This is a genomic window from uncultured Rossellomorea sp. (assembly GCF_947488365.1).
GTDB lineage: Bacteria > Bacillota > Bacilli > Bacillales > Bacillaceae_B > Rossellomorea.
Window position 1 is genome coordinate 199688 of the sequence record NZ_CANKZT010000001.1, and the last position, 13437, is coordinate 213124.

The window sequence follows — 13437 nt, forward strand, 5'->3', positions numbered from 1 at the left end:
TCTCAACTCCTCTGGTATTCATCTTTTGAATGAGTATCCCTACCTTCAATAATGTCTGCCATCATCACTCCTGATATTGGTGCGAGGAGAATACCATTACGATAATGCCCCGTTGCAATGGAAAGGCCTTCCCATTCCTCACTTCTCCCCATAAATGGTAATCCATGATGAGTGTGTGGTCGTATACCCGCCCAAGCCTTTTCCCACTCTGCGTAAGCTAGATCAGGCAGAATGCTTGTCGCCAGCTGCATGAGGTTCAACAAACCATTTACGGAAATGGTTTCATCAAACGTATGCGGCTTCTCTGTTGCTCCTATCAAAAGCCTTCCACCAATCTTCGGAACAATGTAGCAGTCATCCGTGAAAATTGTACGCTCTACTACTTTGCGGGATACTTTAACTGAAAAGCATTCTCCTTTGACTGGATACGTATTGAAAGTCATATTCAGCTGTTTCAGTAGAGATTGACTCCAAGCACCTCCCGCTACGATCGTTTCGTCTGCGTAAAAGGGACCAATAGATGTTTGAATCCCCGTAACCCTGCTTCCTTCTATTATAAAATCATAAACGTCCGTAAATTCTTTCATTTCTGCACCTAATCTCGATGCTGCTAAACCTAACGCTTGTGAAAGCTTTAGGGCTGAGACATTCCCATCTTTTGGAATATACAAACCACCAGCCACATCCTTTGATAGATGAGGTTCGTAGATAGATAGGCTACTAGGAGATAACCATTCAACCTGTTCCTCCTTTGCTGCTATAGATGCAACTTCCAGTAAGTCCTGGGCTTCTTCCTCTGTTTTCGCTAGTTTAATCATTCCATTTTCTACATACTCAATGTCCATTCCGCTAATTTCTTTGAGTTCCTCAGCTAGAGTAGAATACATATTTCGACTGGCCATCGCTAAATGATACAGAGGACTCCCCCCATGTAATTCCGTTTGAACACCAAGCATGCCTGCAGCGGCTTTCGACGCTTTTCCCGCCAATTGATTCCTCTCAATCAGGAGAACTTTCTTTCCTCTTTTGGATAACTGATACGCAATGGAGCAGCCAATTACTCCTCCACCCACAATCATGACGTCATACTGCTTTACCAAGCTACCACACCTCCATATGTAATTCTTTATAATAGGATCGTGCTGAATCAATCGGATCCTTTGAAAGGAAAATGCCTGATAAAACCGCTACCCCTTTTGCTCCAGTTTGCATGATTTCTCCTACGCGTTTAGGTGTGATACCACCGATACCGATAATAGGAAGAGGGATTGATTGAACCATTTTTTCTAAGCTTGCTACCCCCACACCAGTCTTTCCTGGCTTCGAAGAGGTAGCATAGATATTTCCATAGAGTAGATAATCCGCTCCGCTATCCATCGCCTGTTGCGCTTCTTCCAGGGAATGTACAGAAGCACCTATTTGTAAGGAAGGAAAAGCACTTTTCACTAAGCTGATATCCGCACTTTGATGGCCAAGCTGCACCCCTCTTGCATGCTTCATAATGGCAATGTCTGCCCGGTCATTGACACATAATTTCGTTAATGGGACTCCTGCTTTTACTAAACGGTCAATGGCCACAGTCCATTCTTTCCCCGTCCACTGCTTTTCGCGAAGGTGGAGCACGTCGAAGTATGGATATATGGACTTCGAGATTTCCACCAATTCTTCCACTGATTGTTTTCCTGTTGAAATCACATGTAATTGTTTTCTCGTTTCAATTCCCATAGCGAACATCTCCCGCCGGAAAAATAGGTAGATGGGTAGAAAAATAATAACTGAGCACAATCATGAAGAGAATGCTCCCCAAGAAATATCCATCATATCTCGAGAAGGTTACTCTGTAGTAATAGGTTCGTTTCCCACTTTCTTTAAAACCTTTTGTCTCCATAGCCACGGCAATTCTGTGAGCTCTTCTGATGCTTTGGGCAAGCAGGGGAATGGAATACGATTTCATTTTATGGAATACGTGCTTTATTCCTTTCATTTCCTCAACTCCCCTGACTTTCATGGCGTTTCGTATCGTGAAGAATTCTTCAATCATAATGGGTATTAATCTGAATCCTGCCATAAAACTATACGCATACTTAGGTTTTAATCTCAGCTGCTGCATAAGGGAGTAGAAAAGCTTCACCGGTCTCGTTGTAAGAGCAAATAATAATCCCAATATAGCGAATACGATGGTACGCAATCCAACATGGATCCCCCGATAAAAACTCTCTTCGGTAATGTGGATCCATCCAAATTTCATCCATGTTGTTTCACCTTTCCCAAATAAAACCATTGATGAAGCAGTAGAGATGAAAACAAGGAAAAAGGGTAAAATCATTAAACTGACCGTTCTATATGAATATCCCGAGAACACCCATAACAGGAGAAAAAAGAGTAAGCTCAAATATAACAACCAGTTAAGATAATGAATAAAAAGCAGGAATACAAAAAGCCCGATCAAGGTCATTAGCTTGAAGCTGGGATTTATTTGATGAAGCCAGGTTTCTCTATGCTCGAGTTCTATATTCATATTGCTTTACTACCTGCGATCTCATTATGGAAATCCTGGGTGAGACGCCCCTTTTCAATTACCCATACTCTGGATGCAAAGTGAGTAATAATATTTTCATCATGTGTCACCATCAAAATGGTAGTTCCTTCCTTTTGGTAGCCTTGAAGCATCTCAAGTAACGCAAACGTATTTTGGGAATCCTGGCCAAAGGTCGGTTCGTCCAATAATAGAAGATCTTTATTCCTGACAAGGGACGCTGCGACGCTTAATCTGCGCTTTTGCCCCATTGATAAATGATAGGGATGATGTTGTTTGTATGGATCAAGCTTAAATCGCTTTAAAATTGCATGCACTTTTTCCTCCACTATCCCTTCATCCACTTTCCCCCGCCGAAAGGAATACGCAACTTCATCAAACACACTGTGTGTTACAAACTGAAACTCGGGATTTTGAAAAACAAACGTACATTCCTCGGGAGCATTCTTTCCTTTTACCTGTCTCCCATATAATTCATACGTCCCGGTCGTTTGGATGAATTTCATGAGACTGTGGAGTAATGTTGATTTACCTGCTCCGTTCTTTCCGGTGATTGCAATCCATTCACCTTCAAGGCTGACGGCATTTTCAAGGTGGATTTTCAATTCTTTTTGTACATACCCTTTGAAGTTCTCTAGCTTTAAATTCGTTTTTCCAAACGGGGCAGCCTTCTCCGGGAGGTGGGAAGAAAGATAATCTTTCCACGCTTCCGGATACCATACCCCAACTGTTTTCATTGTTTCCTTAAAATTTGATAAAATGTGAGTCTTTGGACCATCAGCCACTATTCTTCCACTAGCATCGAAAAGAATAATACGATCTATGATATCCAGTACGTGCCCAAGCTTATGCTCAACGATAAGTAACGTTTTATCTTTGCATGTCGTTTTCACTGTTTCCCATACAGATTTTGTACTCTCTTCATCTAACATGGCTGTAGGCTCATCCAGAAATAGCGTATGGGGATGGAGCGCAAGGGCAGAGGCAATGGCTAATTTTTGCTTCATCCCCCCAGATAGAGAGGAGATTTTCGTATGGGAATCCATCAGACTTAAATTCACCTTCTCTAACAGTTCTTTAATAATCTCTGGCATTTCGTCTCTTGGAATCTGGTTGTTCTCCAAAACAAAGGCAATTTCCTCATCTACATAGGGCATACAAAATTGAGCGTCCGGATCTTGAAAGACATACCCGAAGGATTCAGGACGTTCAATCGAGTCAGCTTTCATCGGCACATCTATCGAATGGGGTATCACACCGGAAAAAACCTGGAGGAGTGTGGATTTGCCACATCCCGACGGTCCTAATAGCAATACCTTTTCCCCATCTTCTATTGAAAGGCTTACGTCTTTAAACATCAGTTCCTCTGAACCGGAGAATGTAAGGCGCAGATTTTCAACATGCATCGTCCTTCCCTCCTTTACTGATTCAACGCGTCATAATCTTTTTGCTCTGCATTTCTGACTAAACTGGTTACCCCCGTTTTCTCCAGAGCCTTAACGAGATAAAAGGCTCCTATGCCTGCTATCACGATGGATCCTATTAATCTGGCACCAATAAAAAGTGATAAATTCCACAGAACCAGGTCTCCCATGTATCCCTTAAAGTAGTCCATCAGGATTGAGCCAATTGCTGAGCCCACAGCTGCTGCACAAATGATGATGACATCATAACGCTTATAGCGGGTGATAAGGAAAATCAACTCTGCAAACAATCCTTGAATAAGACCGAATAGGAGTACCTCGAGGCCCCATTCACTTCCCATGAGAAATTCCCCTGAAGATGCTGCAATTTCTGCCAGAAGTGCGACACCAGGTTTCCTAATGATTAAAAAAGCCACGGTTGCCGCCATGAACCACATGCCATAGATCAGTTGATCCGCATGCAATCCAAATGGCTTTAACAGGTTATAAACCGGTCCCCAAAGCTTATATATAATTCCAAAACCTATGGAGATCACGACCGTTACTAAAATGTCCGTCAGCTTTAATTTAGACATGTACTTTACCTTCTTTGACTAAAGAAGACTGAAACGGCCATTTCTCGAGTGTGTATGCCATTTCCCAAAATTGGAATTCATAAATGCTGCTCAAAATGAAATTCTCTTTCATTCTTTCCTTGTCTGTTTCTGTCATCGTTGCTGCCAATCCATCCAGTCGCTGAATCTGTTCTTCCACTAACTCCCGAAACCATTCTCCCCCATAAGCTGCGATCCACTCCTGATAAATGGCCTCCTCAGGTGTACATGATTTCAAGCGTTCACCGATCTCATAATACAACCAGTAGCAGGGGAGTATTGCCGCCAGAATATCTGCGAGCCCCCCATACTGAGCGGACCGATACATATGTGACGTGTACGCATAAGCCGTAGGAGCAGGTTCGAACTGCTGTTTTTCTTCTTCCGTGATCCCTAATCGATTTGAGAAATTTTCATGAAGTGAAAGCTCTGCTTCATTTGTCCCAACAGCGTGTGTTGCCATTCTAGAGGTAGTATGTAAGTCTGTTGCTTTGGCTGCCCCAAGTGCCTGCACCTTTGAAAAGTGGGATAGGTAATAGGCATCTTGCAGGATGTAATACCTGAAGTTTTCAAGGGGGAGGGTTCCCTCACCAATCCCTTTAACGAAAGGATGTTGAAAGCTCGCTTCCCAAATTTCGTTTACTTCGTTTCTTAAGTACGTTGAAAATGACATAATATCTTTCTCCTTTTCCAGACGACCCGAACTGGGCAACAAAAAAGCCACTTCCCATTATGCATGCAGCATACAGAAAGTGGCTTGAGATCAGAATGTAAGATTACGATTCTACGCGACCGTCAAACACCACTTCCCTACGCTGGTCTCAACCAGATCAGGTTCAAAGGGTCTTAAAGTCATACTTTAATCTCAGCCTTTAATAAGGCACCCCTAGTGGATCGTCCTATGAAATTTTGTATTCGATGCTATCGTACCATGATTCTTTTGCTTGTCAACACCAAAAAGAAAACCTTTCATCAATTTTCCATTCGCCCTTCCCCTACAAAACCAATCACAGCAAAGGATACCCACTTTAAAAATTTTAATGAAATTCCTTTAAGAATAAAGCTCTTTACAGCAATATTAACTGCATACTACAAATGTATAAATATACAAAAATGGATTATGGGATGACAATCATTACAATTAAAGTAGGGAGGGGCTTCCATGTTGGAAGTCCCTCCCTGCCCATCATTTAAACCATCCTTTTTCTTTTGATTGAGTGATGGCTTCGATTCGATTTTTAACTTCAAGCTTGTCGAGTATGGTAGAGATATAGTTTCGGACGGTACCCGTTTTCAGGCTAAGCTCATCGGCTATCTCCTTCGTGTTTTTCCCGTCAGCAACCAGCTCCAACACTTCCTTTTCACGGTCTGTCAAAGGATTCTCTTCACTATACACATCGTCCATGAGCTCTGGTGCATAAATACGTTTACCCTCCATCACAAGGCGAATCGAGTTCGCCAGTTCTTCACTTGGGCTGTCCTTTAACAAATAACCCTTCACTCCCCCTTTTAATGCACGCTGGAAATAACCGGACCTGGCAAAGGTTGTCAGGATAATCACTTTGCAATTTTCGCCTTTTAACTCCTCTGCTGCTTCAAGACCGGTCTTTTTAGGCATTTCAATATCCATGATACAAATATCCGGCTGCAGCTCGTGGACGAGGGCAATGGCTTCTTCTCCATTGCCCGCCTTTCCCACCACTTCCATATCATCCTCTAAGCTAAGTAACGAGCCTAAGGCACCTAATAACATTCGCTGATCTTCCGCGATAACAATTCGAATCATTCCATTCCCTCCCTGTCTGTCTGCTTAATCACTTTCGGCACTCTCATAATCAAGATGGTCCCATTCTCTGTAAGGATGTCTAAACTTCCATTTACAAATTCCAAGCGTTCTCTCATCCCGATTAAACCGCTGCCTTTAGACTGTGTGTAATCTCCTCCGATTCCTACACCATCATCCTTCACCACAATGGTCATCTCTTTATCCGACTCTTCAATGATGAGCTCACAGTATGAAGCCTTACTATGTTTGACAACATTCGTCACGGCTTCTTTTAGGCACATGCTCAAGATATTTTCCAGAAAGAGTGATGCTTGGGGCAGCATGACTTCATCATCCATCACGAAATCAATTTCCGCTGCCTTTAATAGCTGTTTGATCCGGACGATTTCGTCCTTTAATCGAATACCCCTCATTTGTGAAACCATTGTCCTTACTTCACTCAAAGCGGTTCGTGCCGTCTGCTGAACATCCTTTAATTCACTCCGGGCCTGCTCTGGATCCTTGTACACCAATTTTCTGGCCAGATCGCTTTTCAAACCGATGAGAGAAAGCTTTTGACCCAAAGTATCGTGTAGATCACGGGCAATCCTCTGGCGTTCTTCCTGCTTGACCAAGTCTGAAATACGTTTATTAGCATCTTCCAACTGATCTTCGAGCTGCACCTGTTTATTTCGATTATAAATATTAAACGGTAACAGAATGACGCTTATCCAAATGATCAGAATAAAAGGAAATTGAGATAAAAATAATTCATCCTGTATAACAAAATTATAATTGATCGATGCCGTCGTTAACACAAGGTGGATAATATAAAGGGTTAAAAACGCCACCCGGTTTTTTATATTCCCATTATAATAGGCAATATAAAAAGCAAAGTAGATAAAATTAAATTGAATAGTCATGGTAATGGATATCGCAATTAAAATTGATGTCCATAAATAAACCGGCCAGTCCTTTGAAATAAAAGCAAATCGTAAAGAAATAAAGAACATGATGGTCAAGGAAATCCCTACAACAATTTCGATCGTAGAGGAGGACTGAAAGATAAAATAAAATGGCAGGATGCTGATGATGCTCCATATGTACGGGGAAATTCCGGACCCTTTTTGAATATTGATTAACTTTTTCGGCATTTGCACGATGAGGACCTCTTTTACTTTCATTATTTTAAACATGTCTCCTATATTATTACATGAATTATCCCATATTTTCATACCGAGTGGCTGAATTTTCATTATCTATTAGAGGAGTTGATCATATGAATCCCAAGACAGAAAAATATTAATATTTCCGATTTTGAATCGCTTTTTGCTTCTGCATGACCTCGTAGGATTTATGGATGATATCAGTTAACACATCGCCTTTGTAAACTCTTCCAATCTTCGTGTTTTGCTGATAGTATTCAACGATTTCATCCAATTTCTTTGATGTTTCCGTATCAACCCTTACATTAAGCTGCATTCTTCCTTGATCTGACAAGGTTCGCCCTCCTTTTCTATCTATCTGTTAGCAACTGCTAGCACTTTGTTATCACTAGTATATCAGATGCTACCAATCAAATATACTGGCAAATGACCTAAGAAAAGTTGATTCACTTTGAAAAAGCCTGAGCGTCAATCCGCCCAGGCTTTCCGTTCAATTCTATTTGTTTTCAATCGAGATTTTTACTGGTACGATATCCATTTTCACATTGAGATATGAGTAATCATCTTTGTTTCCATCTTTATAACCCCAAAAGCCTTCCGTTTGATCTCCCTTTTTGAAAGTCAGTTCGAAGCCTTCATCTTCAGAAAAACTATAGCTCTTCACTTCATCCTGGCCAAAGTTATCAAGAAGGCTATAGCTTAAATAGTTTGCAAGAGAAGGGTGCGGCGTTAATACTCCTGTATGGGGAGCAGCTTTATATTCGTAATATTCATAGTCTTTTGTTGAAACCTTATGATCACTGATCGTATATGCATTTGTATTTAAATTTAATTGATCTCCAGAGGTAATCCATGATAATTGAATATTTTTATACGTATGCGATGATTGTGATAGATTTGACTGACTCAAATCTACTACGGAAACGCCGCCTCTACCTTTTACTTCAATGGTTTTCGCTTCGTTATCCACTATCATCGCCGTATCTTCATCGATGCCATAGGCGAATTCATTTTCTTCTCCATGTTCAGCATTGGTTGCAATTAAACGCCCCAATCGTGCTTTTTTATCAAAGTGCTGATCCACAATACCATACGGGAAGAACCCTAATCCCTTCTCAAGATATCCAGGTCCACCTTCTTGTTGAGACATCCCGTCATACATATCTGTAAATCCTTTTGATAGAGTCTCGTAGCTTCCTCCACCTGCGATCATCACATCGCTCATGATTGCAGCTCCTGCACTTGTACCGCCAAGAACGGCTCCATTACGATAGATTTCCCAAATGCTTTCAAGAGCCATTGACTTCGATCCATCTTCGTTTAATAGGGATCGAGTGATATCCGTTTGATCACCACCTACAAACCAAATGGCATCATACTCTAGAATCCTTTCTGCCAAATCCGGGTTATTCTTATTATCTGCCCACTGGGACTCGTCTTCTCCCGTCCCTTTAAAGTCATGATTAGATATAGGAAGAATGTCGATTCTTTCTGTCGGAACACCATATGAGGAAAGATCCTCTTTAAATGCTTTTGATGATTTCAAACTGGAACTTGCTGCAGGGATAATCCCTATTTTCCCATTTTCCCCAGTACGATTAATAAATTCATGGTACACTTCTTCATTGCTGCTCCCTAAAGCTCCCCCGACGATCACCAAACTTCCCTTTGTTTCAGGATCAAAAGAATTCTCAGGTACTTCTAATGTTGACTCCCTATATTCTTGTGTCAGACGGTCTTTCTCATTAAAGCGGACCGATACTGGAGAGATATCCATCTTCACATGCAATAAAGAGTAAGAATCCTTTTGACCATCCTGATAACCCCAATATCCGTTTGTTTCATCTGTCTGTTTGAATCCGAGCTCAAAACCATTTCCTTTACTATCATAAAGGTAACTATGTACCTCACTTACTGCTTCATTGTCCACTAGGGAATACGACAGGTATTGCGGGAGTGTCCCATAGGATGATAGAACACCCGTAGCTGCAAGAGGCTTAAAGTTATAATATTCATAGCCTTTTGTTTCAACCTTATCCCCGCTCATCGTAAATTCCTTCGTTTTGACATTAAGTTCATCACCAGGAGATAGATAACTAAGATCAACGTTCTTTATTTCTTTTCCAGTGGAAGTTGATTGTGCTACATCTATTACCGTGATGTTACTTCTTCCTAATACTGAAATCGTTTGTTTTTCGTTGTTAACCACCATCGCCGTATCTTCATCAATTCCATAGGCGAAGTGATGTTTGTTTGTTTCGTAATGGATGGCTGTAGCTACTAGTCGGCCAAGACGAGATCTTTCATTAAAATGTTGATCCACAATCCCCCATTGGAAGAATCCAAGCCCTTTTTCGATATACACAGGTGCATATTCTTCATCTCGATTGGATACGTCTTCCGTTATGAACTCTTGACGAAGACCTCCTAAACTGTCACCACCCGTAATCATCACATCACTCATGATGGCTGCTCCGGCGCTTGTCCCACCAAGAACGGCTCCTTCCCGGTAAACATTCCAAATTTCATCTAAAGCTTTCGTGTTTTTCCCATTTTCCTTAACCAATGTGTCTGTGATCTTAAGTTGATCTCCTCCGACAAACCAAATTCCTGTCATCTTCTTGATTTTTTCTGTTATTTCTTTCTTTTGAGCATTATTTTTCCATTTACTTTCGTCTTCCTCTGTGCCTGAGAAATCGTGAGCAGATAGAGGAAGGATTTCAATTGATTTTTCATCTACTCCATACGACATCAAATCTTTCTTAAATTGATTTGATGACTTCAGAGAGCCTGAAGCAGAAGGAATGATTCCTATTTTCGCTTTCTTTTCCCCCCCTGATAGTTTAATGAACTCTTCGTAAACAGCCGAGTTGCTGCTACCTAAAGCTCCTCCGACAATCACTAGATTCCCCTTGATGCTGCTCTCGTTTTCCTTGGCAAATACACTGGAAGTTGCCAAGCTGATTATAACTGTAAATACAGTCATAATAATGAATAGTTTCTTCGCTTTACCCCAATAACCATTCATCAACATTTCTCCCTTCTATTAATCTATTTTCAATTGGCTCTTTTCGCAAAGATTGTTGTTTTCGAGCATAGAATCTACCAGGGCTCTGTCAACCAGGTTTATGCCGGATGGTGAGGGGAACTGCTTCGCTTCCGGGGTCTCGACACGTCCGTACTTCCGCAGGAGTCTGCGCAGTTCCCCTCACCATCTTAAACAGTATTTTCATGACAGAGCTTCAAGGTGTGTAAGAAAACAATGTAACTAGAAAAAAATAATCCTTCTTCCTTAAAATGAAATTCAATCTCTTTTACCTTAAATGAGATTGCTTGCTAAAATTCTTGTTATTATAGATTTCTATGAAGGATACATGCTTAGAAAGTTGATTGGAGCGGAAGGATGCTCGACTCCTGCGGGAATAGCTGGACAGGTGAGACCCCGGAGGCTTGCCGAGGAGGCTCACCGCCAGCCCCGCGGAAAGCGAGCATCCTGTAGCGGAAATCAACTATTACTTTCTTCTCTACAATAGCAACAAACTTTACGAATAGAGCCTTTCAATTAATTATTATGCAATTTCCATGCCAACTCTGAAATCTCTGAATTATCAATCATATTAGAAAGAAAGGGTTAAAATTGGATGTTTATGGTGAGGTAATAAATGAACCAATAAAAAAACCTCTACATTCGTTTGTTTACGAATGTAGAGGGTGCAGCTTATATCGATTAGCCGATATTTTCCTCGCAATATGAAAGAATGAGACTTTCTTCATCTTCTTCTAATTCAAAATCAAGATACGTTTCAGTGTTTCTTTCTACAATGGTCGACTGCACAATCCTGGAACCGTTCTCGTCTCGAACAAAAATGACTTTTATGTAAATACCCTGTTCTCTGTAAAGCTCATCATCCTCGGGTACTTCAATATCAAGAATAACTTCATATCGATCTCCATTTAGAATACCGGTAGGATCTTTCAGTTCCTCGGCACTATGACTTGTAATGTTCATTTTTTAACTTCCTTTCAATGTGAAACAAGTTTCTTTCATCATTCTATTATACACCTAAACCGGTGGATTTTAAAAACGTATTCCTCTATTCAGCCTCATAAGTAAATGAATGGGTTTGCTCCCCAAACTTCGTTATAATAGAAGTAGATACGAAGTTTAAGGAGAGAATGCAATGAATTCTAAAGAGATGCAAGAAAAAATCATTGAAAATTATCAAAAGGACGAGCATATGATGATCCTTGTGTTTGCGCAATGGTGTGTGAATCACGACCTTGACCCTGCAATCCTTTATCAGAAAGCCTACCCTAATCAAGGGGAAAATCCCGCCTTATTGCAAGGAATTGACTTAACGGTCCCTAAAGAAGAATCGGAAGAAATTCCCGACACGACTTTACTGGGTGTCCTCTCCCTATTCGGCAATGATGACCTTGCCCATGTCGTAACAGAAGAAATCAGCAAGCGTCCTGGAAATAAAGGATAACCATTAAAGGGACGGACCTTAACAAGGTCCGTCCCTCTATTTTTATTCACATATTACTTTAAGCCTCATCCACCGTTTGAAGGAGAAGAAAAAGGAAATCATATATGAGCTCATATACAGCAAGCATCGATAAACCTTCATGAAAATCCGGGTGATCGTTTAATGTGATGTTTAGATCCCATAATCCATCTTCCCCATTAAACAATAAGTCATACGACGTTTCTCCTTGAAGCCTTCCTTCTAAATACTGGACAATGTGTGTACGATATTTTTTTTGGAGCTTCAATCCCAGCATCGCATCATACGTTCCGAACACATCATCCACTTCCAATGAAACAGCATCCACTCCAATCACATCAAACCAATTTGATTCGAGGAAGATGAACTCGTTCTTATGTTCTTTTAAGTAGCTGATAGGCTGATCAAGAAATGTGACAGGTTCATTTTTGATTAGATCTTCTGTTTCCTTATTACAGCGCTCGATATAAGCATCTTGATAACGTGAACCCGACTCTGGAGTAGAGATATCGCGAGCATCCAGCAACAATCCATGCTTTACTGCATATTCTTTTTCCTGTTGAAATAAAGAAACGGTGCCTTTTGATTCTTCAATATACTGCAGCAATCTTTTTCGTAACATCCTTTACCCTCCGTAAATGTAATTTGCCTACTTCTTGTATGTACTACTCTAACTCTAAGTATACAGGACAGTGATCACTTCCCAGGATTTCAGAATGGATTTCCGCACTCTTTATTGCAGGGGATAAACGATTGGACACAATAAAGTAATCAATTCTCCACCCAATATTCCGTTCACGCACTTTACTCATATAAGACCACCAACTAAAGGCATCATCCTTTTCTGGATGTAAATATCGAAAGCTATCCACAAAACCTTTCTGGAGCAGCATCGTCATTTTCCCGCGCTCTTCATCTGTAAAGCCTGAATTCCCTCGATTTGATTTGTCATTTTTCAAATCTATTTCGGTATGTGCGACATTCAGGTCCCCACATAGAACAACAGGTTTATGTTGATCCAAATCAAGAAGATACATCCTTAAAGTATCCTCCCACTCCAGACGTTCACCCAATCTTGACAGATCCCTCTTTGAATTAGGGGTATAAACATTCACCAAATAAAAAGAATCAAACTCACATGTAATGATCCTTCCCTCTGGCTCTATCTGGTCATCATTGAAACCATATGAGACAGCGAGTGGTTCCTTTTTAGTGAATATGGACGTTCCTGAATATCCCTTTCGCATCGCATAGTTCCAATATTGATGGTAGCCCTCTAACTCTAATGAGATTTGCCCTTCTTGAAGCTTTGTTTCTTGAAGGCAAAAAATATCTGCGTCCATATGTTGAAAATAATCTAAAAATCCTTTTTTCACACACGCTCTAATTCCATTTACATTCCATGATACTAATTTCATATTAATCTATTTAACTCCTTTACTCAT

Annotated in this window: 14 protein-coding genes and 1 riboswitch; of the genes, 1 reads left to right on the plus strand and 13 read right to left on the minus strand. The window is 40.8% G+C overall.

Features of this window, described 5'->3' with window-relative positions; genetic code table 11:
- Positions 1–2 precede the first annotated feature (2 nt).
- The 11 genes from thiO to Q1B03_RS01130 form a co-directional block, all read right to left on the minus strand.
- Complete coding sequence (thiO, locus tag Q1B03_RS01080) at positions 3–1100, minus strand: glycine oxidase ThiO (protein WP_299737236.1); 1098 nt, start codon at positions 1098–1100, stop codon at positions 3–5.
- 1 nt (position 1101) lies between these two features.
- Positions 1102–1725 carry a thiamine phosphate synthase gene (locus Q1B03_RS01085; RefSeq protein WP_299737238.1) on the minus strand — a complete coding sequence of 208 codons (624 nt, stop codon included), beginning with the start codon at positions 1723–1725 and terminating at the stop codon, positions 1102–1104.
- Complete coding sequence (locus Q1B03_RS01090; protein WP_299737241.1) at positions 1715–2518, minus strand: energy-coupling factor transporter transmembrane protein EcfT; 804 nt, start codon at positions 2516–2518, stop codon at positions 1715–1717. Before Q1B03_RS01090 ends, Q1B03_RS01085 begins: the two co-directional genes overlap by 11 nt.
- On the minus strand, positions 2515–3942 hold the full coding sequence (locus Q1B03_RS01095; RefSeq protein WP_299737243.1) for an ABC transporter ATP-binding protein: 1428 nt from the start codon (positions 3940–3942) through the stop codon (positions 2515–2517). The genes Q1B03_RS01090 and Q1B03_RS01095 overlap by 4 nt, the downstream gene beginning before the upstream one ends.
- 14 nt (positions 3943–3956) lie before the next feature.
- Positions 3957–4535, minus strand: a complete 579-nt coding sequence (locus Q1B03_RS01100; protein WP_299737245.1) for an ECF transporter S component — start codon at positions 4533–4535, stop codon at positions 3957–3959.
- Complete coding sequence (gene tenA / locus Q1B03_RS01105; RefSeq protein WP_299737247.1) at positions 4528–5226, minus strand: thiaminase II; 699 nt, start codon at positions 5224–5226, stop codon at positions 4528–4530. Before tenA ends, Q1B03_RS01100 begins: the two co-directional genes overlap by 8 nt.
- Before the next feature lie 117 nt (positions 5227–5343).
- A riboswitch (TPP riboswitch) is annotated at positions 5344–5451 on the minus strand.
- A 288-nt stretch (positions 5452–5739) separates the two neighbouring features.
- Positions 5740–6339, minus strand: coding sequence for a response regulator transcription factor (locus Q1B03_RS01110; protein ID WP_148968912.1), 600 nt, complete (start codon positions 6337–6339; stop codon positions 5740–5742).
- On the minus strand, positions 6336–7502 hold the full coding sequence (locus Q1B03_RS01115; RefSeq protein ID WP_299737253.1) for a sensor histidine kinase: 1167 nt from the start codon (positions 7500–7502) through the stop codon (positions 6336–6338). Before Q1B03_RS01115 ends, Q1B03_RS01110 begins: the two co-directional genes overlap by 4 nt.
- A 118-nt stretch (positions 7503–7620) precedes the next feature.
- Positions 7621–7818 carry a hypothetical protein gene (locus Q1B03_RS01120; RefSeq protein WP_299737255.1) on the minus strand — a complete coding sequence of 66 codons (198 nt, stop codon included), beginning with the start codon at positions 7816–7818 and terminating at the stop codon, positions 7621–7623.
- Between the two features lie 162 nt (positions 7819–7980).
- Positions 7981–10512, minus strand: a complete 2532-nt coding sequence (locus Q1B03_RS01125; RefSeq protein WP_299737257.1) for a cyanophycinase — start codon at positions 10510–10512, stop codon at positions 7981–7983.
- Between the two features lie 699 nt (positions 10513–11211).
- The gene (locus Q1B03_RS01130; protein WP_299737259.1) at positions 11212–11493 is read right to left on the minus strand and encodes a DUF6509 family protein; all 282 of its coding nucleotides are present in this window, start codon (positions 11491–11493) and stop codon (positions 11212–11214) included.
- A gap of 172 nt (positions 11494–11665) precedes the next feature.
- Between Q1B03_RS01130 and Q1B03_RS01135 the strand changes: the two genes are divergently transcribed.
- Positions 11666–11974: a hypothetical protein gene (locus tag Q1B03_RS01135; protein ID WP_299737261.1), complete on the plus strand. Its 309-nt coding sequence runs from the start codon at positions 11666–11668 to the stop codon at positions 11972–11974.
- A gap of 58 nt (positions 11975–12032) precedes the next feature.
- On the opposite strand, the gene Q1B03_RS01140 is transcribed toward Q1B03_RS01135, so the two are convergent.
- Together Q1B03_RS01140 and Q1B03_RS01145 are read right to left on the minus strand one after the other, a co-directional pair.
- A complete protein-coding gene (locus Q1B03_RS01140) occupies positions 12033–12614 on the minus strand; it encodes a branched-chain amino acid aminotransferase (RefSeq protein WP_299737264.1) in 582 nt (193 codons plus the stop codon).
- Positions 12615–12657: 43 nt separating this feature from the next.
- Positions 12658–13410 (minus strand): exodeoxyribonuclease III, encoded by a 753-nt coding sequence (locus Q1B03_RS01145; RefSeq protein WP_299737266.1) that lies wholly within the window; start codon positions 13408–13410, stop codon positions 12658–12660.
- Between the last annotated feature and the right edge of the window lie 27 nt (positions 13411–13437).

Coding starts and splice junctions, on each gene's coding strand:
- Q1B03_RS01085 (WP_299737238.1), bottom strand. CDS start 1,725: ATGGGAATTGAAACGAGAAAACAATTACATGTGATTTCAACAGGAAAA.
- Q1B03_RS01090 (WP_299737241.1), bottom strand. CDS start 2,518: ATGAATATAGAACTCGAGCATAGAGAAACCTGGCTTCATCAAATAAAT.
- Q1B03_RS01095 (WP_299737243.1), bottom strand. CDS start 3,942: ATGCATGTTGAAAATCTGCGCCTTACATTCTCCGGTTCAGAGGAACTG.
- Q1B03_RS01100 (WP_299737245.1), bottom strand. CDS start 4,535: ATGTCTAAATTAAAGCTGACGGACATTTTAGTAACGGTCGTGATCTCC.
- tenA (WP_299737247.1), bottom strand. CDS start 5,226: ATGTCATTTTCAACGTACTTAAGAAACGAAGTAAACGAAATTTGGGAA.
- Q1B03_RS01110 (WP_148968912.1), bottom strand. CDS start 6,339: ATGATTCGAATTGTTATCGCGGAAGATCAGCGAATGTTATTAGGTGCC.
- Q1B03_RS01115 (WP_299737253.1), bottom strand. CDS start 7,502: ATGAAAGTAAAAGAGGTCCTCATCGTGCAAATGCCGAAAAAGTTAATC.
- Q1B03_RS01125 (WP_299737257.1), bottom strand. CDS start 10,512: ATGAATGGTTATTGGGGTAAAGCGAAGAAACTATTCATTATTATGACT.
- Q1B03_RS01130 (WP_299737259.1), bottom strand. CDS start 11,493: ATGAACATTACAAGTCATAGTGCCGAGGAACTGAAAGATCCTACCGGT.
- Q1B03_RS01135 (WP_299737261.1), top strand. CDS start 11,666: ATGAATTCTAAAGAGATGCAAGAAAAAATCATTGAAAATTATCAAAAG.
- Q1B03_RS01140 (WP_299737264.1), bottom strand. CDS start 12,614: ATGTTACGAAAAAGATTGCTGCAGTATATTGAAGAATCAAAAGGCACC.
- Q1B03_RS01145 (WP_299737266.1), bottom strand. CDS start 13,410: ATGAAATTAGTATCATGGAATGTAAATGGAATTAGAGCGTGTGTGAAA.